Below are 22,414 nucleotides of genomic sequence, written 5' to 3' on the forward strand. Positions count from 1 at the left end.
ATATTTCATTAGACGAAGCTGTTACTGGTACATTTTTAGCGTTTCAGTGGCAGTAGGATAGGGGAATTTATCTATACGGTTCGAAAAAAATAGCGCCTCTCCTGCTATAAAAGGATATAATATAACCATGATAACATGTAAAGTTGGTGTGCAATGAGCGAGATTTTATGGACGGCTTTTTTATCTTTCCCGACTCATATGCCGGACTCTATCCAGCAAAACACACAAGAAGCAGCCATTATATGGCGGGCGATTAAACCTTATCTTACTTTCGTCTTTTCCGTATGCGTATTTTTACTTGCCATCCTGATCGTGCTTGAGAACCGGAATCCATCACGCACGGTTGCCTGGCTGTTCATTCTTAACTTCCAGCCTATTGTAGGCTTTATTTTTTATTTGCTGGTTGGGCGAAATGTACGCAAGCGCAAGCTATTTAGCAATAAATACATTAATAATACAGAAGTGCTGCGGAATCTGGGAAAACAGCAGACGGTTCTCTGGGAAGAGAATGAACTGTGGAAGTATCCGGATCTTACGTCTAAACGCAGGTTAATGAAACTGATGGTTAACGTCTCCCAATCACCATTCACGCTCAATAACAAATCCGAAGTACTTACGAACGGCAGCGAAACATTCCGGCAGATGATTCAGGACTTATCCGAAGCAAAAAATCATATTCATTTTCAATTCTATACGATACGCCACGATGCAACCGGACAGCAGTTCAAACAGGTTCTCATCGATAAAGCGCGGGAAGGTCTAAAAGTGCGTGTTATTTATGACTGGGTAGGCAGCATATCGCTTGATAACCGCTATATAGCCGAGCTGGAGGAAGCGGGAGTGGAAGTGGTAAGCTTCTTCCCTGTTATCCTTCCGTTTCTCAACAATAAGGTGAACTACCGAAACCATCGCAAGATCATTGTAATAGATGGGAAAATCGGATTTGTGGGCGGTTTGAATATTGGGGATGAATATTTGGGCAAAGACACCCGGTTTGGTTTCTGGCGTGATTCCCATATTCGGATTGAAGGGGAATCGGTTTATCTTCTGCAGAATATTTTTTTGAAGGACTGGTTCTTTGTTACAGATGAAACCATTAAGGGGGAACAATATTTTCCCGAATTTAAGGAGGAAGCCGGGAAAGAACTGATTCAAATCGCCTCCAGCGGGCCAGATTCAGACTGGGAATCCATCTGGCAGATGTACTTCTCCATTATCGCCACAGCCCAGGACAAGATCTATATTACGTCGCCCTATTTTATTCCGGATGATTCGATAAGCATGGCACTAAAAACTGCAGCGCTCAGTGGCCTTGATGTTCGCATTCTACTGCCGAGCCGTCCAGACCATTATACCGTTTTCTGGGCTTCTCGTTCCTACATTCAGGAGCTACTGGAGGCAGGCGTCCGCTTCTTTATGTACCAGCCAGGCTTTATTCATGCAAAAATTCTGCTTGTGGATGGTACGGTTGCTTCTATTGGAACCGCCAACATGGATATTCGCAGTTTCCAGCATAACTTTGAAGTAAACGCTATTCTCTATAATACACTTTCTGTTTATAAATTAGAGGAAGACTTCCTCCTCGACCTAAGGGACAGCAAAGAGCTGACGCTGGAAGATTTCCATAGCCGCCCCTGGTATCACCGGCTGTTTGAATCTGTCGCCCGTCTCCTTTCACCGCTTCTTTAATTTGAGAAACTTGCCAATCATGTTCTACTTTGATGAGTTTCGAACTTAAAACGGTGATTTACCTTTTTTAAAAAATTATAGGTAAGATAATTTGACAATACAGTGTCTTGCTGTATTGTTTTTGTTTTATTCTGATCGTACGCAATACATCAAAAGGTTATTAAAGCGTGAATAATTGGAGGGAAAGTAACTTATTAAAAAACTAGGATGGTGAGATTATGGCAAATTTGCAAATTAATCTGGGTGGAATTGTTGCGCCGAATCCTTTCTGGTTGGCTTCCGCTCCGCCTACCAATTCTGGATATCAAGTACAAAAAGCGTTTGATGCTGGCTGGGGCGGCGCTGTTTGGAAGACACTAGGGGAACCTATTATGAATGTTTCCTCTCGTTTTGCCGCTCTCAACTATATGGGACGCAAAATGGCAGGACTCAACAACATAGAGTTGATCACCGACCGGCCTCTAGAGATAAATTTACAAGAGATTGAACAAACAAAAAGGATGTTTCCCAATCACGCCATTGTCGCTTCTTTAATGGTCGAGCCCACTCGCGACAAATGGCACGAAATCGTAAAGAAAGTAGAGGCAGCCGGAGTTGATGGCCTAGAGTTAAACTTTGGATGCCCGCACGGGATGGCTGAGCGCGGCATGGGGGCCGCAAGCGGGCAACAGCCTGAATTAGTCCGTCAGCAAACGGAATGGGTTAAAGAGGTAGCGCAAACCCCTGTTATCGTTAAACTAACGCCCAACATCACAGACATTCGGTACACGGCCCGGGCAGCACGTGAAGGTGGTGCCGATTCCATAAGCCTCATCAACACGATTAATAGTTTAATGGGTGTGAATATTGACACGGGGGAAACCATCCCTTCTGTGAACGGAAAAGGCACACATGGCGGTTACTGCGGCCCAGCCGTCAAACCAATTGCTTTAGGGATGCTGGCAGAATGTGCGAGCGATCCTCTTGTGGGAATTCCGATTTCCGGAATTGGGGGCATTTCCAACTGGAAAGATGCGGTGGAGTTTCTTCTCATGGGAGCCACCGGTGTTCAAGTATGCACAGCGGTCATGCACCATGGCTTTGGCATTGTACAAAAAATGATTAAAGGGCTGAATAACTATTTAGATGAAAAAGGCACCGCGTCTGTTATGGATATCGTAGGCCGTTCCGTTCCACGTTATGGAAGCTGGGGAGATCTAAACTTGCATTACAAAGTGGTTGCAAAAATCAATGAAGATAAATGTATCCTTTGCGATAAATGCTATGTCTCCTGTGACCACGCTTCCCACCAGAGTATTCTAAAGATTAAAAAAGAAGGAAAGAAGAAAGACACCCTAGTCGTTAACGAAGACACCTGTGTAGGATGCAATCTGTGCGCTCTCGTATGCCCAGTCGATGGGGCACTTGAAATGGTAGAAGTAACGACTGATCAAAAACCGCTTACCTGGAATGAAAGACAGGCACTGTTATCTACTAATTAATGGAGGGATAATCATGAAAACCATTATTCGAGGCGGTACCATTGTAACAGCTGCAGATATCTATAACGCCGATATCGCAATTGAAGGGGAAAAAATTGTCGCGATTGGCCAACATTTGACTGACCCGGATGCTGAAATTATTGATGCATCAGGACAATACGTTTTCCCCGGTGGCATCGATCCGCACACCCATCTCGATATGCCATTTGGCGGTACAGTAACGGCAGATGATTTTGTAACAGGAACGAAAGCAGCCGCGTTCGGGGGAACAACGTCAATCATCGATTTCTGTCTTTCAAGCAAAGGACAGTCTCTCCATGATGCCCTCGAGATCTGGAGGAAAAAAGCAGAAGGCAAAGCATTGATCGATTACGGTTTCCACATGATGATCTCAGAGATTAATGAGCAGGTATTAGCTGAACTTGCAGACATAGTGGAACAGGGCATTTCCTCTTTTAAAGTTTTCATGGCTTACAAAAACGTTTTTCAAGCAGATGATGAAACGCTGTTCAAAACACTTGTCCGCGCTAAAGAATTGGGCGCAATCGTACAAGTACATGCAGAGAACGGAGATATGATTGACTACCTGGTCAACAAGGCATTGGAAGAAGAGAAAACGGAGCCCATTTATCATGCCCTAACCCGCCCAACTGCAGCAGAAGGGGAAGCAACAGGAAGAGCCATCGAATTAGCCGCTCTGGCAGGTGCGCCGCTTTATGTCGTTCACGTATCATGCGCGGAAGCTGTTGATAAGATTGCTGAAGCTCGAAAAAAAGGGATTGATGTATACGGTGAAACGTGCCAACAATACCTTGTACTGGACCAGACAGCATTGCAAAAGCCGGATTTTGAAGGTGCAAAATATGTCTGGTCACCACCTCTACGGGAAAAGCGGAACCAGGATGTACTATGGAACGGGTTAAAAAGCGGCATTTTACAAACAGTTGGTTCAGATATGTGTTCCTTCAATTTCAATGGCCAAAAAGAGCTGGGAAGAGGAAATTTTGCGAAAATCCCTAACGGTGGACCGCTGATTGAAGATCGCCTGTCCATCATGTACTCGGAAGGAGTTGCAGCCGGGCGATTAAGCCTGAACCAATTCGTAGATATGACCTCTACAAAAGCAGCAAAAATATTTGGATTATTTCCGCAAAAAGGCACCATTGCTATAGGATCAGACGCCGATCTTGTTCTGTTTGATCCATCTGTAACGCGAACGATTTCTGCACAAACCCACCATATGAATGTCGATTACAATCCATTTGAGGGAATGGAAGTCCAGGGAGAAGTCATTACCGTTCTCTCACGCGGTACCTGTATTATTCGAAACAAAACATTTGTTGGCAAAGAAGGACATGGAAAGTACGTAAAGCGTCACAAGTATTCGATGTATGGGAACACGCCAGCAACAGGTCCAGTTCATCTTCCCGGTACATACACCGGACTGCAAATGATTTAGTGCGCCAGAAAAGGGGGCTGCTTTATGAAAACACAGATCGAACAAAATGGTATCGTAACGTTAACGCAAGAAGTGACGGCAAGATTGAGTGGCAGTGAATTGTGGAATGATGATTTGCGGCCTACAACCCTTACAGAACATTCATGGAAAGGGTTAAACTTCGCTACTTTGTGGATCGGGATGTGTCTATGCATCCCGGCCTACACGATGGCCAGCGGTATGATTTCTTTAGGAATGAACTGGTGGCAAGCTATTCTGACCATTTTTCTCGGCAATGCCATTGTCCTCGTGCCGATTTTATTAAATTCACATGCCGGAACAAAATTCGGAATCCCGTATCCTGTTTTTGCACGACTCTGGTTCGGAGCCAAAGGCGCGCATATTCCGGCTTTAGCCCGTGCGATTGTGGCTGCCGGATGGTTCGGCATTAATACGTGGATTGGAACGGGTGCCATCGATACTTTATTAACAGCCTCATTCCCTATTTGGGGCAACTTCTCCGGCCATACGGCCATTGTCTTTGCTTTTTTTTGGGCGCTAAATGTCGGCGTTGCCTATAAAGGCCCCGAGGCAATTAGAATTTTAGGCCTCATTGCCGCCCCTGTAGTAGGTATTTCCTCCATCATACTCTTCGTTTGGGCATATACCCACTCGGGAGGTTTGGGACCTATTCTATCAACACCATCAAAATTTAAAACCACGGCTGAGTTTTTAAAAGTATTTTTTCCGGCGCTTACAGGGGTTATCGCTTTCTGGGCTACACTTGCCTTGAATATACCCGACTTCTGTCGTTACGCCAAAAACCAGAAATCACAAATGATTGCGCAAAGCTTTTCCCTTCCCCTCACCATGAGTATCTTTTCTTTCATTGGTATCGCCGTTACATCCGCAACTGTAGTCGTTTTCGGCCAGGCGATCTGGGATCCAGTGCAATTGCTGGCTAAGTTTCCACCGTTCGTTATATTTTTGGGGACCATCGTGATTGTCATATCCTCTTTAACGATTAACGTGGGGGCTAACATTGTAGCGCCTGCCCGCGCGATCGAGAACTTATACCCAAAACGCATTACATTTGGTATCGGCGCTCTGATCACCGGGGTATTCGCCATCTTGATGCAGCCGTGGTACATCATGTCCAACTTTGGAAACTATATTTTCGGATGGCTTGGAACATATGGAGCATTACTTGGTCCCATTGATGGCATTGCTATTGCAGACTACTGGCTTGTTCGCCGGAAACAAATGAGCCTCAAAGAATTATATGAACCAAACGGCCGCTACAATTACACGACTGGGTTTAACAAACATGGCGTTTATGCGCTTTTGATCGGGGTAGCCATCCCTCTACTTGGTGTATTTATTCCCGGCCTTCATTTTTTATGGGATAACGCTTGGACAATTGGCTTATTCGCGGCGATTGTTGCCTACACCTATCTAATGAAAGACGACAAAAGTGTTCTAAGTCAGGGTGAATACGAGAAGATTACCATTATGGAAGCTCCACCTCATTTAACCAACACAACAAAACAGGCTGACATCGAACTTGTAAGATAGTTGTGGTGTGAAAATCGGGAGATTGATAGACCGATTTAGTCCCAGAAAAACAGCCAGGCAGATAATGAGCTCTGCCTGACTGTTCTTTTTTGCTATGGAGTTAAACTTAAACTTGCCTTTCGTTACCTAACATCGTAAGAACCGCTTCTAATAGTACATTTACGCCTTTTTCACAATCCCTCCAATGTGTAAACTCTTCTTCACAATGGCTTTTTCCGTTCATGCTTGGAACAAAAACCATCGCAGACGGTATAAAGCTTGCGATAAACTGGGCGTCGTGTCCTGCACCGCTAACCATTCTTTTATACGAATAGCCTAATGACTCCGCCGATTGTTGTAACAAATGATAAATTTCTTCGTTGAACCAAACGGTCTCCCGATCCCATAGTTTTGTCGTCTTGACCTCGCAGCCTTCTTTCATTTCTGATTGAGGGAGCCCTTGTATGATTTCCTCAACCAACCTGATTGTGTCTGGATTCTTATGTCTTGCTTCTAGCGAAAAATTCACTTGATTGGGTATAACGGTGTGTATATTGGGAAGAACGCTTACTCTTCCAATGGTGTACACCAATTCACTATCAAGGCCACTCAATCTTTTCCGAATTTCAGTTATTAAGTTATTTGCCGTAAAAAGGGCATCTTTTCTCATATCCATAGGAGTTGTCCCTGCATGATCGGATTCTCCTGTAATTTCTATCTCATAACACACCATGCCAAGTACGCATTCAACAATGCCAATGGAAGTAGACTCCTTTTCAAGAATCGGACCTTGTTCAATATGTAATTCTAAAAACGCTGAAGCATCTGTAAGGCGGTTGTCTCTATCACCTGCATACCCACTCTGGTTTAAAGCTTGCTCAAATGTAATCCCACCTGAATCCATTTTTTTCAGCATTTCAGATTTCTTGAATTTCCCTGAGAGCACACCAGAGGCCATCATAGAAGGTTCAAATCTTGCCCCCTCTTCATTTGTGAAATTAACGATCGTGATCGGTGTCTGGGTTTGAATATTATTTTCTACCAGCACTCTGACCACTTCTAAACCAGCTACTACTCCTAATACGCCATCAAATCGGCCGCCTTTTTTTACCGTGTCCAGATGTGAACCGATAACGATAGGATTTTTATTTTCCACGCCTTCAAGGGTGGCATAAATACACCCCATGTCGTCTATCTTGATGGACATACCTAATTCTTCACAACAAGAGCAAAAATAATCTCTAGCTAAACGATCTTCCTCTGATAACGATAACCTTGTTACGCCATTGTTTTCTGTACGGCCAAAGTTTGCAAATCGTTCAAGCTCGTTCTTTAACCGCTCTCCATTAATCAACAATTTTTGTTGTTTCACGTTAAACACTCCTTTTCCGATGATATTCAAATAATTAGAAGTGGCAATATTCTATACCTATTCGATTTAGTAAAATTAATTGTTACACAATAAATAAATTCATACCGCTAGTGTGTAAGTTTATCTCTCATACTTATATGCAAAAGAAAAACCCCGATGGTTCAAGTACTGAACATCGAGGTAAAAGTAAAGGCCAGTCGCTGTAATGTGCGTCTGCAGCCTCAGTATCATTATTTAAAAGCCACGTTTACAGAGTAATTCAGCGGTTTATAGATCTGCTGAAGCACTTTTACAGCTCTGTCTTCGGCAGATGGAAGAATTCCGTTGGCCGCTGCTTCCTGGCGCAGCTTATCCCTCGCTTCTGTAAGAAAACGTTTTTCTTCGTTAGGTGTAAACCGCTTGCTGAATATCCCCTGCTGTGTAATTATTTTGACTTTGCTTATGTCTATGTTTGGTTCCTGGAGAAATTGGGCGTGCGGCAGCACAATCGTAATCTGCTTGCTGTCCTGGTCAATACTGATATCGCCGGGCTTAAGTTTGGATAAATCAACGCCAGCAAGAATTTTGGCGGGTACATCCATATGGTAGAAACGATTTGTCCCCGGAATTTTCAAGTTATTCCACGTGTAATCTTGCTCTTCCTCTAATGTAGTCGTCATAACGGCTTCAGCTGTCGTAAGGTAAGATAACTGCCTGACTTGTTGAATAATCGTCTGGCTGTCTACGGGTGAGGAAACAGGAAGCAACTTGCCCGCTATACCGCCGCCTGCCATTAGCAAGATAGCGATAACCGCCATAATAACGCCCTTGCGAATTTTCTTTATTGTTTTCTTTCCGGGAAGCAAAGCTCGGATTTTTTTCTGTTCTACTTGATCATAAGGCAAGCGGTAAATGACGGCGCCTGATGTCTTCTTATCATCTTCCCGCGCATAGCGGATCTTTTGTTTATTATCCAACCTGTCTCTCCTCCTGAACCTGCACTTCATAAAGTTTTACTCTTACCAATATTTGACGCACTCGGTACAGGAAAGTCGCTCCACTTTTCGTGATCGGATATTTAAAAATTTTCTTTTTTAAACGATAATTGAAGGAAAGGTAAACGGAGGAAGGAGTGACGGTATGTATAGAGACGATGAAGCCGACTTGCTGGGCGTATATTGCAACAGGAGAGACAAGGGGCATTCTGAGCAGTATGCCCATGAAATAACAAAGAAATATATGCTTAATTTCTTTATAACGCATATGAATGAAATCTTTTTCACAGATAAAATGGAAGCCAAAGAAAACCTGTCTGAAGAAGATCGTGAGCGTCTCAACCACATCAAACAGGCAGACGACACGGAAAAGCTGAGGATGGTGGAAAAACTGTACGCGGATTACAGGGACATCGTCTTTTCATCGATTGAATTGTTTGAGAGGGCTTACCAACACCGCAACGATATTCTAGGAAGATAAGAGAGGTGGCAGGCCTAGCCATCTTGCGTATGCACCATAGTGTCCGGCCTGGCAGCATGCAGCCAGCCTACAAACGATAAAAGAAAATCGCACATACCAGACAAATCAACAAAAAAACCCCGCCCACACCATGCATAATAGCGACAGTTTTTTTTATGTCATCTGCCTTCATAAGACGGAGCCTGTCTCCCATTTTGGCCCGTTTGGAAGCCACTCCCTGATAGTAATTAAGGCCTCCAAGTTGGATGCCAAGCGCCCCTGCAACACCGGCCTCTGTAAAACCGCTGTTCGGGCTTGGGTGCAGCCTCGCGTCACGCTTGATAATCTTCCAGCTTCTCCGCCAGTCAAGCTTCAATAAACAAGCAACGATCACCAGAATAACCGCTGAAAGCCGGGCCGGTATGTAATTGACGAGGTCATCAAATCTGGCTGAAGCCCACCCCAGATGGCGGTACCGTTCGTTTTTATAGCCAACCATCGAATCAAGCGTATTCGCCGCGCGGTAAGCCATGGCAAGTGGAGCCCCGCCGATCGCCGCATAAAATAGAGGTGAAATAATGGCATCCACAATATTCTCAGCCACCGTCTCCACCGCTCCTCGCACCACCTCTGTTTCATCCAGCGAGTCTGTATCGCGGCCAACCACCATCGACAATGAACGGCGCGCCTTTTCAAGGTTTCCTTTCGTTAAGTGTCTATAAATTACCATGCCAGCTTGGGCCAACCCTTTGATGGCGATGGTTGTCGAGATAAGCCAGGCTTGCGCAGCCCATCCAAGCCACGGGTGAATGGCCGCCAGCACTTTCAGCAGCACAGCGGTCAATACATAACTGCCCCCGACAAAAATCAGCGGAAATAGGACCCCGGCGAGCCTGAACATCTGCTCTCCTGCCAGCCGGCGAATGATCTTCTCTACAGATGTAATCCCCCTGCCTATCACAATAACCGGATGGGGGATAAACCGTGGATCGCCTACAATCAGGTCTATGATATAAGCGGCCAGCAGGAGGTATGCGTGTATCATATGGACTCCTCTCTCTGGAACTGGCCGGAAACCGCTTCATATACCGCCCCGTAAACAAGCCGGCCAATGGCATTGCCAACCGTTGTCGCAGGCCCGGCGAACGGATGGACCGGGCGCTGTGGATTTTGACTTACTGCCAGCACCGCAGAATCGGTCGTTGTGCCTGTCGCAATCGCACCGCTCTCTTCGTGGATTGCTAAGTCCTGCAGAGCGGCTGCCTTCGCTTCGGTTGCTGTAATAATCCCATTGATCATAGCCGCTGGAGAAAGGCTGCCTTCTATGAAAATAAACACATTGATCGTACAGCATTGGTAAGCGGAGAATGTCTTTCGTCTGGTCCCTGCCCGTGAGCTGTTTCCTGTACCGGCTGTCGCCAGACACACCATGTCGAATTCATCACCAATCTCTTCGATAACCGAACCAAGTTCCAGTTTAGCGGCTGTTGCCAGCCCTATGGTCTTATCCACCGGGTATCCCCATTTATCAAGTTGCTTGCCCACCATATCAACCGGATCATCGCTGCGGTAGGTGAGCGGCACCCGCCAATTAACAAAGTGGGTTGCGCTGGCAGAACCTCCATTCCATAAAGCACTGCTGACCGTTTGCAGAGCGCGGTCTGAGCGGATAAGCAAATGGCTGTCAGCGTGTGTAATCGACAAGCCTGGCCAGATGCGAGGCATATACAGGCTGCCCGTCCGAAACGGCTGTGTCATTTTCCACTCCCCTTTCTGTGCGGCTGATGGTGTCAAAGCTATAAAGTTGACAGCCCCATTCAGCCATTATCTTCACAATGTAGCTAGCCTGTGTTTCGCAAAACGGAGAACTTGCATCCAGCAACAGCCCTGAAACCGTCCCACTGTGAGCGGTGACGACGCCTGCCGCACCTGTCTCCTCCATAAGTTCTAGCAAAGCTGGGAGGAACGGGTTGGATAAGCGGGGCTCATGCATGATCGCGCTCTGCGTTGCAACCGCTCCAATTCCCCGGCAATCCCCTAGAGCGATGGACTTCTGCAGTTGCTTCAATAGGTGGCTGCACACTTGTTCTTCTGCCTGCGTGTAGGCCACCATTTGATCATTATATATAAGGGTATCAACATGGCCGCCCCGATCTATTCCAATTACCTTCATGGGCGGAAGGTGGCCGAGGCGGGCAAGCAGTCTGCCCTGCCTATGCCTGTACGCTACCACTTCCTCGTACATCGTTCCATCTGTCGGCTCAATCTCCGCAATTAAAGAAGAAAGGTAGTGCGGAGAGATTCGTAAGTTATGTACGCTGGCCACCGCGCGGCAGGCCGCTATCATATCGGCTGTACTCGTCGCGAAACCTTTACCTTCAGGCAGTGGGGATTCGATAAAGAACACTCCGCCCGAATCCATTTTATAGTCCCGCATCAGTTGATTGACGGCCTGACGCACTTTTACTTTAGTGGCCGGAGTGAGCAACTCTGCAGATGAGCTCGGATAAAAGACGGCATGCGCATAACTCTCGACAGGCAAAGATACCAGCATGGGGTATCCCCAAATCTGGCCCTGAAGCAATTCGCCAAATGTATAGCAGGCACGCCCCTCTCCTACTTTCATCTCACTCACCCCTTTCATCCTCATAACCTCTCACAAACGCTCTGCCCTCCATGTATGCCCGTCCCATTCTGCTGCAAGAATTCGGCCATGGCGCACGCCTTCCACTTTCCAGAAGGCCGCGGCATCACCCTCCAGCCATTTGGCTTCAAACCAGCGAATAGGGCCGCCGTGGCTGACAAGCACCGCAGTTTCATCCTGCTTCATGCCACATTTCAGCCAATTCAACCAACCATCGACCCGTTGTTGCAAATGGCGCAGCATCTCCCCTCCTGGCGGGCTGATCAGATGCGGCCGGGCATACCACTGCTTGAGCCTCTCCGCATCCATTTCCAATACTTCATCATACGTCCTGCCCTCCCATTCCCCGAAGTGAAGTTCCCGCAGCGCGGGCACAGGGGAAGCAGATTTGCCGTGGGCGGCGCCAACGATAGCCGCCGTTTGGGTGCAGCGCGTTAAATCGCTGCAGTAGAAGTGCTGGAAGTGTACCGTTGCTAACTGCTGCGCGGCGGCTTCGGCCTGCCTGCTCCCTTCTTGATTAAGAAAAGCATCGTAATGCCCAAGATATTTTCCTGACGCGTTCATATCGGTTTGCCCGTGCCTGACCCATATCCACTTCATTACATCCACCTCCCTGCCGCCACAATCAGCAGAAGCGATAGCGCTTCCGTCCATTCTACGACGGCACCATAGCAATCCCCGGTTAAACCGCCAAGTTTTTTTACAATCATCCGAATAAATAGAACAGTGAAACCGAGTGCCATCACGTATACAACGAGCCCTGCTGCCCCGTTAAGCGCATAAAGCACACATGCGGCCAGTAGTAAATTGACAAGCAACGCCGATCTGCTTAAGCCCATCCGCAGCCCGGTTCCTAGACCCTTCTCTGTTATGTAAGGCCAGAACCGGATCGCAATAAGGAGTTCGAGTCGCCCCATTAGCGGAGGAACAATCAGCCAGCTTAAGTGCTGTTCGCCCATTATTTCATACAATGCGGCTGCCTTTACCAGCAGCAGGAGAACAGCCGCGATAACACCCATGGCCCCTACACGGCTATCTTTCATAATCTCAAAAATCTTCTCCCTGGGACGGCTGCTTCCGATTCCGTCAGCCAGATCCATCCACCCATCCAGATGGAGCCCTCCAGTAAGGAACACCCAGCATACGAGAATGAGGACAGCAGCTACAGCGCGGGGAAAAAGAAAGCACGCGGCCATTCCGCAAAGGCAGAGCAGCCCGCCCATTAAAGCGCCAACAAGCGGATAAAAAATAACGCTCTTCTGCCAATGATGAGCTGACTGCGAGAGATGCGGAACCGGAATGCGGGTGAGAAACGCAAGCGCGTGAAAGAACGCATTCATACAGCATGGTCCCCTTTAATTTTTAACGGAATCCCTGAGAGGACCGCATACACTTCATTGGCTTGTCCGGCCAGCAGCTGGTTTGCTTCGCCGAGAACGTCCTGAAACCAGCGCCCCAGGCGGGACATGGCGATACCTCCCAGGCCCGTTTCACTCGTAACAAGGATAACCGTGCCTGAATACTTCTTCATAGCCTCCAGCCATTCCCTTAAATCAGTCAGAATGCTTTGTGTAACCTGAGCATTCCGAATTTGCGCTTCCGGGGTGTCCACAAGCCGATTCGTTATCCATGTGCTCAGACAGTCTATCAGAACGGTGTGATAGCTGCTGAACACTTGCACCGTCCCAAGGCTATCCGGAGTTTCAAGCGTTCCCCATTCATCAGGCCTTCGGAGACGGTGCCGCTCAATGCGGTGGGCCATTTCTTTATCGGTAACCACTCCGGTTGCTACATAAAGAACAGGTGCAGAACTGCTGGCGGCCAGTTGTTCGGCGAACAGGCTTTTGCCGGATCTCACACCGCCGGTGACCACAATAAGCTTCATTCTGCTTCCCCCTCTGCCCGCTCGTTCACCGTTTGTATGAAAGCATGCAGGAGCTTTTCATTATCTTCCCGGTTCCTGACAGCGATCCGGAAATCATGGGCGGTCAGCCCCCGGTACATGCTGCAGTTTCGAATCAAAATCCCCTGCAGGCCCAGCCGAAGTTGCAGCTCTTCTGCAGTCAGGCCATCCGGAAGGCGCACCAGCAGAAAATTTGCTTTGCCGGGCCACACCTTCCAGCCAAGCTCTTCTTGAATGTTACCGGACAGGTAGTCGCGTTCTGTTGCGATAAGCTCACGAGTGTTTTGGTGATAGTCAGTCTCCTGAAGGCATGCCTCTCCAGCCGCCAGGGCCAGACTGTTCACGCTCCACGTTACCTGTACACCCTTCATGCGGCGGATCGCCTCCGGGTGCGCGGCCGAAAAGCCAAGGCGCAGGCCAGGTATCGCATAAAATTTTGTCAAGGACCGAATCAGGATCACCTTTGTATAGACATCCAGCGAATGAAGCAGCGTTAGTTGTTGCGCTTCCGGCAAGAAATCAATAAATGCCTCGTCAATAACGAGCCAGGTATGTGATGCCTCTGCCCATCTCGCCATCGTTTGCAGGCTTTCCAGGGTGTACATCATCCCTGTTGGATTATTAGGATGGCCCACAAAAATCAGATCACATCTGGAGAACAACGGATGTACTTGCTCAAGCTCAGGGAGAAATCCTTCCTCTGGCAGGCCCTGAACGCTTTCCACCTGCGCACCAAACTGTTCTGCCAGACTGCGGTATTCCGAAAAACATGGATCCATCACGCCGACCTTCTTAGGCTGGAATGCGAGAAGCGCCAAGGCCATGCACTCAGCCGCCCCATTGCCAACTAGCAGACTGGATTCGTCTACTTGCAGTCTATCCGCGAGCCGTTGTTTAAACAAGCGGTGGGCCGGGTCGGGATAATGAATGATAGATGAAATGTGATGTTGAATTCGCGCTAGCACATGGGGCGGCGGACCGAGCGGGTTAATGTTGGCGCTGAAATCCAGAAACTCGTCTTCCCTTCTATTAAAAGCCTCCGCAGCGGTTATCCGGTCTCCGCCATGCCCATATTGTTCAATTCTCATAAGCAATCAGTCCCCAGTTCCTCTTCTGCTATGTTTCTTCGTCCAAAATTCTTCTGAGCATAGCTTCTATTTTATCTTCATCACCCGCACGAAAAGAATCCAAAAAGCGTTCATCGAGCAGCCGCTGGAAAATCCGGCGGCGCACCCCGGGATTGCCGACCCGTGCAAGTACGTCTGCCCGGCATTCTTCAAGAAAGGCAATGTAGCGTTCAAACTCATCGCCAAACTGGCGCTCAAGCGTTTGTTTAATCTTGCGGGCAAGGCCGGGGCTGGCCCCGCCTGTCGATACCGCGATTGTCAACTTTCCACGCCTAAAATGTGCCGGTACTGTGAACGTGCTTAAATCCGGCCTGTCCGCCATATTAATCCACTGCCCCGGTGAAAGAGCGCAGTATACCTCCATATTTACCTTGGGGTCATCCGCAGCAGCGAAAACGAGAGCCGCCCCAATCAAATCATCAGCTGAAAACTTTTTTTGCTTCCATTGCAAGCTCCCATTCCGAGCCATTATATGAAGCTTCTGGGTTCCTTGCGGGCTTATAACAACAACATGGCAAGCCCCCGCTTCTACGAGAGCGGCAGCCTTTCTGGAACCAACCTCTCCTCCGCCGATGATGACGCATTTTGTCTGATCAACAGCAAGCAGGATAGGATAAAATGCGCCGGTATTCGATGTGCCGTTGTTTTCCTTCATCTAGTCCATACCTCCAAGCCTGAAAAAACGTTGCGGGCTGTGCTGCTCAAATCGAGCGGGGGGTCACACGAATGGTTTGTTATAACCCAATATCGGCAAATGTCGCCATCTCATTGAGCATATGGAGCGACGCATCCAGCAGCGGATACAGCAGAACGGCCCCGGATCCTTCGCCAAGCCTCATTCCTAAATGCAGCACAGGGTCAATTCCGATATACGAAAGCGCTGCAAGGTGCGCCGGCTCTTGTGACAGGTGTGAAGCAAATAAGTATCCTTTTACTTCTGGACACATTGCATACGCTACCAGTGCAGCTGCTCCGGCAATCACACCATCTACGATAACCGCCTGACGGTTGGCGGCCCCGCCGATGATTAAGCCGACTAAGCCGGCGATCTCAAGTCCGCCAACTTTGGCCAGCACCTGTAAACCATCTTTACAGGCTGCCGATCCCATTTCCAGTCCGTTGACAGCAAGGCATCGCTCGATTGTTTTCGCTTTAGCAAGCCGCCTGGCCTCATCAATGCCTGTCCCCTTTCCCGTAATTTCTGGAACGCTCGTACCTGTAATGGCAGCGATAATGGCTGCGCTTGGCGTTGTATTGCCGATCCCCATATCACCAAGCGCAATGGCCTTGTACCCGGCATCCGCAAGCTCTTCCGCAATTTGAATCCCCGTTTCGATTGCGGCTAGCGCCTCTTCCCGGCTCATCGCCGGACCTTTAGCCATATTGCCGGTCCCCTTTTTTACTTTAGCGGGGATTATCCCTTCCGGAAGTTCTTCAAGCTTGCTTCCGATATCCACAACACGTACATCTGCGTTCATCAGCCTGGAAAACACATTAATTGCCGCCCCGCCCCGCGCAAAGTTTCCCATCATCATACCCGTTACATCTGCTGGAAAAGCGCTTACGCCTTCCTCTACAATGCCATGGTCTCCGCACATGACGACGACAGCCCGCTTATCAAGCACGGGGTGTTCATTCTGTTGAATGCCGGCGAGCCGCACAGCCATTCGCTCCAATTCACCCAGGCTTCCCGGGGGTTTGGTTAAGTTGTCCACCCTGGCCTGGACAATCTGCATGATGCTGGCATCAGGCGGGGCAATGCGTTCAAGTGCTTCCCGGATAGAATGTTTACTGTCAATCATCGTCTCTCCTCCATTATTCATTATTTAATATGGAAAAATGAGTGTCCGACGCAAAAAAGCCCAGGCCAAAAAAGACCTGGACTTGCCATTTTCCAGAGATAGGCGGCGATTTTTGTCCACGCAAAAAACGCTTTTCTTGCAATAGGCAGGTCTTCTGGCTGCCGGATCCTAGCTTTTATGCCGCAGCCTTCCCAGCGTTTAGCCAGTGGCTTGCGGCAGCTCCCCGGTTACAGTGGCGGGCCCGCGTGATTACTTCCCTATTCTCCCTGAAAATCAGGGCACCTATTGCGCCGTATACCATTTTTATTAGCGTACAACGACATACGTTTTTTTTCAAGTATGGAATACTTAAGCCTTGCCCAGCACTTGCACAATGCGCTCAAGTGCCCAGTCGAGCTGGTCTTTCGTAATCACGAGCGGAGGTGCGAAGCGAATGGTATTCTCATGGGTCTCTTTGCAAAGAAGCCCCAGATCTTTAAGCTGCTCGCAGTACGGGCGTGCCGGAGATGTTAGTTCCACCCCAATGAACAGGCCGCGCCCGCGCACATCTTTAATCAGCGGATTTTGGATCGCACGCAGTTTGTAGGTAAAGTAAGCCCCCAGCTCAAGTGAGCGCTCTGCAAGCTTTTCTTCATCAATTACTTGAAGTGCGGCAATCGCAACAGCACACCCAAGCGGGTTTCCGCCAAAAGTGGAGCCGTGGGAACCAGGCTCAAAGACGCTGAGTATGTCCCTGTTAGCTGCGACTGCCGATATCGGGAACACACCGCCTCCGAGCGCTTTGCCCATGATATACATATCCGGTGTCACCGCTTCCCAATCGCTCGCAAAAAGGCGTCCTGTACGGCCAAACCCGGTTTGAATTTCATCCGCTACTAACAGAACGTTATTTTGCTGACATAGCGCAGCTGCCTGTTTCAGGAAGCCTTCCGGCGGAATCACAATACCTGCTTCACCCTGAATGGGTTCAACAAGAAAAGCTGCCGTATTCGGCGAAATAGCCTGCCGAAGCGCTTGAATATCACCGTAAGGAATAATTTTAAAGCCGGGTGTAAAGGGGCCGAATCCCCTTTTGTATTCTTCGCTTGAAGAAAAGGATGTGATCGTTGTCGTTCTGCCGTGAAAGTTTCCCTCACAGACAATAATCTCTGCCAGGCTATCAGGTACTTTCTTTACATCATAAGCCCAGCGGCGCACGGCTTTAACGGCTGTTTCCACCGCTTCGGCTCCTGTGTTCATCGGAAGCACCATATCTTTGCCGGTAAGGCTTGCTACTTTTTCATAGAAATCGCCAAGCGTTTCACTGTGGAAAGCCCGCGACGTCAACGTGACTTTATCAGCCTGGTCCTTGAGTGCCTGAATAATTTTGGGATGGCGGTGTCCCTGGTTAAGCGCAGAATACGAGCTCAGCATATCCATATATTTCGTACCTTCCGGACTTTCTACCCATACACCTTCTGCTTTTGAAATGACAATCGGCAGCGGATGGTAGTTGTGGGCCCCGAATTTCTCTGTTTTTTCTATAATCTTGTTCGTTTGACGCATATGGATTCCCCCCTGCAATATAGTAAGCGGCAAGGAAAACTATTCGTTTTTCCCGCTCTTTTTATCCGTTAGGTTTTCTTTTAATCAAATGCAAGAAATATGCCAATTCTGAGCACCGCATGCACAGAAGAAAAACAGACAAGTGAAGCTGTTGAAGTGTGCAAATTAGCTTTGCACTGCCAAAAAAAAGGGCATAACCCGCCAAAATAATTTGTGGTTTTTATGCATCAAAAAAAAGCAGGGATCCATCATCCCTGCCTGAATTTACTCGGTATTTTCACCGTTATCACGTTTTACTGCGGTCTGGAATTCTTCTAGGATATCTTTCGCTTTTTCCGCTTCTTCCGACATTCCCTGTCTAATCTGCTGCATGTTTTTCTGAATGGATGACAACCTTTCATCTATCGTAGCATCTTCCTCGTCGTCACCTTCATGGTTATCATTGCCGATATATACGCCCGGCATGGGTGCGCCACGTCCTAATCGGCGCTGCGCACGTTTGGAATTGGCGATCTGCGGAGTATTTAGTGGATCCCACTGCCTATCTTCACTATTTTTTTGTTCATCCAGATTTTTATCTGTATCAGCCATTTGTCAGGCCTCCTTCATGATCCTTTACTTCTTCATACCCTTTCCTCCATGAAGGCCAAACCATTAGCGTTAGTGAACGGTATTGTCGAATTCTGCCAGCGCATTCTGGACCAGTGTGATTTGGGAGAATGCCGAACCGCCGCGCAGTGCTGCTGTAACCTGGAGTGTTTCGTATATCTCCTGCTCTTTTGCACCTTTATGGAGCGCTTCAAGCGTATGGTACAAAATGCAGTATTCATTCTGCGAAGCCAGGCTGATTCCGAGTGCGATCAGATGCTTATCTTTCTCAGAAATGGTTCCGTCTTTGAAACACATGCCTGTAAAATCATTGTATGCCTGAGTAAAATCGGGGCTTATCTCCTCAAAATTTCCAACGCTCTGCCTATAATCCTGCACGGCATCCCTATAATTATTCATCACCTAAGTTCACCTCGTCCACGTAATAAAAGACACAGGGATTAGTATGCCAAACTCTGGCGGAAATATCGCCACCTATGCTTTTATTACACGTAAGTACTTACCGGCCCAAATTGCACTTATTTAATAGCATTCTCATATACCCTTAACATCTGGTCCACATGGTTTTCTAAAGTAAAGTGGTTCTCGATAATCGTTCGGTTAATTTCGCCCATCTTGGCATCATATTTACTAAATTCATAAACGATATCTTTAAAATTTAATATATGGGCAAATTTTCTTCCTGAACAATTACATTCCATACTTAACCAAAATAGTTCCTCGGTTAATAATCCATCAGCTCCATGCATGTCGTAGACCATGACAGACCGCCCGCAAGCCATGCTTTCCAATATTCCCCTTTGAAGGTGATGTTTTACCTCAGTGCTCACAGCAACGACTTTCCGAATGCCTAAATCAACGAAAGGTTAAGTTTCTGAACCGGCAAAGTCATCTAAATGATGGGTAACAATTAAGATTCTCATCATTATCTCCCCCAAAAACATTTATCCAATTATTATCGTATTGAAAATAGTAAATTTTCGTTATTTTTATAGTCGGATTTATCCTATTAAATTAAAAGAATGATTAATGAGTAATTGTTATATGATTATAAACATCTAACAAACCAAGACATAAAAAAACCCCGGAGAGTAACCTTCCGGGGACAAAATTTCACACTTTGAAAACTGAATTGGAAGGAACGATGCGTTAGGAATTCCTTAAAAATTGGGTTAAGCCCTCGACCGATTAGTATTCGTCAGCTCCATGCGTTGCCGCACTTCTACCCCGAACCTATCTACCTCATCATCTATAAGGGGTCTTACCAGCTTATGCTGTGGGAAATCTCATCTTGAGGGGGGCTTCACGCTTAGATGCTTTCAGCGCTTATCCCGGCCGCACATAGCTACCCAGCGATGCTCCTGGCGGAACAACTGGTGCACCAGCGGTGCGTCCATCCCGGTCCTCTCGTACTAAGGACAGCTCCTCTCAAATTTCCTGCGCCCACGACAGATAGGGACCGAACTGTCTCACGACGTTCTGAACCCAGCTCGCGTACCGCTTTAATGGGCGAACAGCCCAACCCTTGGGACCTACTTCAGCCCCAGGATGCGATGAGCCGACATCGAGGTGCCAAACCTCCCCGTCGATGTGGACTCTTGGGGGAGATAAGCCTGTTATCCCCAGGGTAGCTTTTATCCGTTGAGCGATGGCCCTTCCATGCGGAACCACCGGATCACTAAGCCCGACTTTCGTCCCTGCTCGACTTGTAGGTCTCGCAGTCAAGCTCCCTTGTGCCTTTACACTCTGCGAATGATTTCCAACCATTCTGAGGGAACCTTTGGGCGCCTCCGTTACACTTTAGGAGGCGACCGCCCCAGTCAAACTGCCCACCTGACACGGTCCTCCATCCCGATAAGGGATGCGAGTGAGAAGGCCGGCATAATCAGGGTGGTATCCCAAGGATGCCTCCACCGAACCTGGCGGTCCGGGTTCAAAGGCTCCCACCTATCCTGTACAAATCATACCAGCATTCAATATCAAGCTGCAGTAAAGCTCCATGGGGTCTTTCCGTCTTGTCGCGGGTAACCTGCATCTTCACAGGTAGTATGATTTCACCGAGTCTCTTGCCGAGACAGTGCCCAAGTCGTTACGCCTTTCGTGCGGGTCGGAACTTACCCGACAAGGAATTTCGCTACCTTAGGACCGTTATAGTTACGGCCGCCGTTTACTGGGGCTTCGGTTCACAGCTTCGCGCTTGCGCGCTAACCGCTCCCCTTAACCTTCCAGCACCGGGCAGGCGTCAGCCCCTATACTTCGCCTTGCGGCTTCGCAGAGACCTGTGTTTTTGCTAAACAGTCGCTTGGGCCTTTTCACTGCGGCCCCCTCACGCTTATCACGCTAGCGGGGCACCCCTTCTCCCGAAGTTACGGGGTCATTTTGCCGAGTTCCTTAGCAAGAGTTTTCTCGCGCGCCTTAGGATTCTCTCCTCGCCTACCTGTGTCGGTTTGCGGTACGGGTACCTTACTTCTCGCTAGAAGCTTTTCTTGGCAGTGTGAGATCAGGAACTTCGGTACTTAAATTTCCCTCGCCATCACAACCCGGCGTTACAGTGTACGGATTTGCCTATACACACGCCTCATTGCTTGGACAGACATAACCAGCAGTCTGCTTGCCTTACCCTCCTGCGTCCCTCCGTCACTATACCCATGAAAGTGATGAAAAGGCTTTGAAGCAGATTCATTTACTTTCATGGGGCCCCTCATTATATAAAGGGCTGGGCGAAGTAGAGGTAGTACAGGAATTTCCACCTGTTGTCCATCGCCTACGCCTTTCGGCCTCGGCTTAGGTCCCGACTAACCCTGAGAGGACGAGCCTTCCTCAGGAACCCTTAGGCTTTCGGCGGAAGGGATTCTCACCCTTCTTTTCGCTACTTACACCGGCATTCTCACTTCCTGCCGCTCCACCCGTCCTTCCGGTCGAGCTTCACCGCTGCAGGAACGCTCCCCTACCCCTGACACCTACGGTGTCAAGCCACAGCTTCGGTACTTCACTTAGCCCCGTTACATTTTCCGCGCAGAGTCACTCGACCAGTGAGCTATTACGCACTCTTTAAATGGTGGCTGCTTCTAAGCCAACATCCTGGTTGTCTGGGCAACTCCACATCGTTTCCCACTTAGTGAAGATTTAGGGACCTTAGCTGGTGGTCTGGGCTGTTTCCCTTTTGACTACGGATCTTAGCACTCGCAGTCTGACTCCCGGATATCTGTAGCCGGCATTCGGAGTTTGACTGAATTTGGTACCCCGCGAGGGGCCCGCATCCAATCAGTGCTCTACCTCCGGTACAGTAAATCCGAGGCTAGCCCTAAAGCTATTTCGGGGAGAACCAGCTATCTCCGAGTTCGATTGGAATTTCTCCGCTACCCACACCTCATCCCCGCACTTTTCAACGTGCGTGGGTTCGGGCCTCCAGTGCGTGTTACCGCACCTTCACCCTGGACATGGGTAGATCACACGGTTTCGGGTCTACGGCTGCGTACTCACTCGCCCTGTTCAGACTCGCTTTCGCTGCGGCTCCGGCTTCTCACCTTAACCTCGCACGCAACCGTAACTCGCCGGTTCATTCTACAAAAGGCACGCCGTCACACAGTTAATGTGCTCCGACTAGTTGTAGGCACACGGTTTCAGGTTCTCTTTCACTCCCCTCCCGGGGTGCTTTTCACCTTTCCCTCACGGTACTGGTTCACTATCGGTCGCCAGGTAGTATTTAGCCTTGGGAGATGGTCCTCCCAGCTTCCCACGAGGTTTCACGTGTCTCGCGGTACTCAGGGTACGTCTCGGAGAGACGGCCATTTCGATTACAGGGTTATTACCTTC

20 protein-coding genes, 1 rRNA gene and 1 riboswitch (1 of these 22 running past the window's edge) are annotated in these 22,414 nt (G+C 48.4%); of the genes, 5 read left to right on the forward strand and 16 right to left on the reverse strand.

Features of this window, described 5'->3' with window-relative positions:
• The first annotated feature begins 153 nt into the window (after positions 1-153).
• The 4 genes from cls to PP175_RS22095 all read left to right on the forward strand — a co-directional run bounded on the left by cls (position 154) and on the right by PP175_RS22095 (position 6,183).
• Positions 154-1,689 carry a cardiolipin synthase gene (cls, locus tag PP175_RS22080; RefSeq protein ID WP_272440377.1) on the forward strand — a complete coding sequence of 512 codons (1,536 nt, stop codon included), beginning with the start codon at positions 154-156 and terminating at the stop codon, positions 1,687-1,689.
• Positions 1,690-1,907: 218 nt separating this feature from the next.
• Positions 1,908-3,170, forward strand: coding sequence for an NAD-dependent dihydropyrimidine dehydrogenase subunit PreA (gene preA, locus PP175_RS22085; protein WP_272440378.1), 1,263 nt, complete (start codon positions 1,908-1,910; stop codon positions 3,168-3,170).
• 13 nt (positions 3,171-3,183) lie between these two features.
• Positions 3,184-4,629 carry a dihydropyrimidinase gene (gene hydA, locus PP175_RS22090; protein ID WP_272440379.1) on the forward strand — a complete coding sequence of 482 codons (1,446 nt, stop codon included), beginning with the start codon at positions 3,184-3,186 and terminating at the stop codon, positions 4,627-4,629.
• Positions 4,630-4,653: 24 nt separating this feature from the next.
• A complete protein-coding gene (locus PP175_RS22095) occupies positions 4,654-6,183 on the forward strand; it encodes an NCS1 family nucleobase:cation symporter-1 (RefSeq protein ID WP_272440380.1) in 1,530 nt (509 codons plus the stop codon).
• Positions 6,184-6,289: 106 nt separating this feature from the next.
• Here PP175_RS22095 and PP175_RS22100 read toward each other — a convergent pair whose 3' ends face one another.
• Both PP175_RS22100 and PP175_RS22105 read right to left on the reverse strand, forming a co-directional pair.
• On the reverse strand, positions 6,290-7,534 hold the full coding sequence (locus PP175_RS22100) for a Zn-dependent hydrolase (RefSeq protein ID WP_272440381.1): 1,245 nt from the start codon (positions 7,532-7,534) through the stop codon (positions 6,290-6,292).
• Positions 7,535-7,764: 230 nt separating this feature from the next.
• Positions 7,765-8,490: a DUF4230 domain-containing protein gene (locus tag PP175_RS22105; RefSeq protein ID WP_272440382.1), complete on the reverse strand. Its 726-nt coding sequence runs from the start codon at positions 8,488-8,490 to the stop codon at positions 7,765-7,767.
• A gap of 163 nt (positions 8,491-8,653) precedes the next feature.
• On the opposite strand from PP175_RS22105, the gene PP175_RS22110 reads away from it, so the two are divergent.
• Entirely contained in the window at positions 8,654-8,989 is a 336-nt protein-coding gene (locus tag PP175_RS22110; protein WP_272440383.1) for a hypothetical protein, read from the forward strand.
• A gap of 67 nt (positions 8,990-9,056) precedes the next feature.
• On the opposite strand, the gene cbiB is transcribed toward PP175_RS22110, so the two are convergent.
• From cbiB to PP175_RS22180, 14 genes are all read right to left on the reverse strand, one after another.
• Positions 9,057-10,013 (reverse strand): adenosylcobinamide-phosphate synthase CbiB, encoded by a 957-nt coding sequence (cbiB, locus tag PP175_RS22115; RefSeq protein WP_272440384.1) that lies wholly within the window; start codon positions 10,011-10,013, stop codon positions 9,057-9,059.
• Positions 10,010-10,726 (reverse strand): adenosylcobinamide amidohydrolase, encoded by a 717-nt coding sequence (locus PP175_RS22120; protein WP_272440385.1) that lies wholly within the window; start codon positions 10,724-10,726, stop codon positions 10,010-10,012. Before PP175_RS22120 ends, cbiB begins: the two co-directional genes overlap by 4 nt.
• Entirely contained in the window at positions 10,653-11,594 is a 942-nt protein-coding gene (locus tag PP175_RS22125; protein ID WP_272440386.1) for a GHMP family kinase ATP-binding protein, read from the reverse strand. Before PP175_RS22125 ends, PP175_RS22120 begins: the two co-directional genes overlap by 74 nt.
• A gap of 30 nt (positions 11,595-11,624) precedes the next feature.
• Positions 11,625-12,266, reverse strand: a complete 642-nt coding sequence (locus tag PP175_RS22130; protein ID WP_272440387.1) for a histidine phosphatase family protein — start codon at positions 12,264-12,266, stop codon at positions 11,625-11,627.
• Positions 12,212-12,952, reverse strand: a complete 741-nt coding sequence (gene cobS, locus PP175_RS22135) for an adenosylcobinamide-GDP ribazoletransferase (protein WP_272440388.1) — start codon at positions 12,950-12,952, stop codon at positions 12,212-12,214. The genes PP175_RS22130 and cobS overlap by 55 nt, the downstream gene beginning before the upstream one ends.
• On the reverse strand, positions 12,949-13,497 hold the full coding sequence (cobU, locus tag PP175_RS22140; RefSeq protein WP_272440389.1) for a bifunctional adenosylcobinamide kinase/adenosylcobinamide-phosphate guanylyltransferase: 549 nt from the start codon (positions 13,495-13,497) through the stop codon (positions 12,949-12,951). Before cobU ends, cobS begins: the two co-directional genes overlap by 4 nt.
• A complete protein-coding gene (gene cobD / locus PP175_RS22145) occupies positions 13,494-14,603 on the reverse strand; it encodes a threonine-phosphate decarboxylase CobD (protein ID WP_272440390.1) in 1,110 nt (369 codons plus the stop codon). The genes cobU and cobD overlap by 4 nt, the downstream gene beginning before the upstream one ends.
• Positions 14,604-14,631: 28 nt before the next feature.
• The gene (locus PP175_RS22150) at positions 14,632-15,297 is read right to left on the reverse strand and encodes a precorrin-2 dehydrogenase/sirohydrochlorin ferrochelatase family protein (RefSeq protein ID WP_272440391.1); all 666 of its coding nucleotides are present in this window, start codon (positions 15,295-15,297) and stop codon (positions 14,632-14,634) included.
• A 79-nt stretch (positions 15,298-15,376) separates the two neighbouring features.
• Complete coding sequence (gene cobT / locus PP175_RS22155) at positions 15,377-16,444, reverse strand: nicotinate-nucleotide--dimethylbenzimidazole phosphoribosyltransferase (protein ID WP_272440392.1); 1,068 nt, start codon at positions 16,442-16,444, stop codon at positions 15,377-15,379.
• Positions 16,445-16,571: 127 nt separating this feature from the next.
• Positions 16,572-16,745: riboswitch (cobalamin riboswitch) on the reverse strand.
• Positions 16,746-16,792: 47 nt separating this feature from the next.
• Complete coding sequence (locus tag PP175_RS22160) at positions 16,793-17,989, reverse strand: ornithine--oxo-acid transaminase (protein ID WP_272440393.1); 1,197 nt, start codon at positions 17,987-17,989, stop codon at positions 16,793-16,795.
• Between the two features lie 264 nt (positions 17,990-18,253).
• The gene (locus PP175_RS22165; RefSeq protein WP_272440394.1) at positions 18,254-18,580 is read right to left on the reverse strand and encodes a hypothetical protein; all 327 of its coding nucleotides are present in this window, start codon (positions 18,578-18,580) and stop codon (positions 18,254-18,256) included.
• A gap of 69 nt (positions 18,581-18,649) precedes the next feature.
• Positions 18,650-18,997 carry a carboxymuconolactone decarboxylase family protein gene (locus PP175_RS22170; RefSeq protein WP_272440395.1) on the reverse strand — a complete coding sequence of 116 codons (348 nt, stop codon included), beginning with the start codon at positions 18,995-18,997 and terminating at the stop codon, positions 18,650-18,652.
• Positions 18,998-19,116: 119 nt separating this feature from the next.
• Entirely contained in the window at positions 19,117-19,380 is a 264-nt protein-coding gene (locus PP175_RS22175) for a glycosyltransferase (RefSeq protein WP_272440396.1), read from the reverse strand.
• 386 nt (positions 19,381-19,766) lie between these two features.
• Positions 19,767-22,414: ribosomal RNA gene (locus tag PP175_RS22180) — 23S ribosomal RNA — on the reverse strand; it runs 366 nt beyond the window's last position.

Source organism: Aneurinibacillus sp. Ricciae_BoGa-3, from assembly GCF_028421645.1.
Lineage (GTDB): Bacteria > Bacillota > Bacilli > Aneurinibacillales > Aneurinibacillaceae > Aneurinibacillus_B.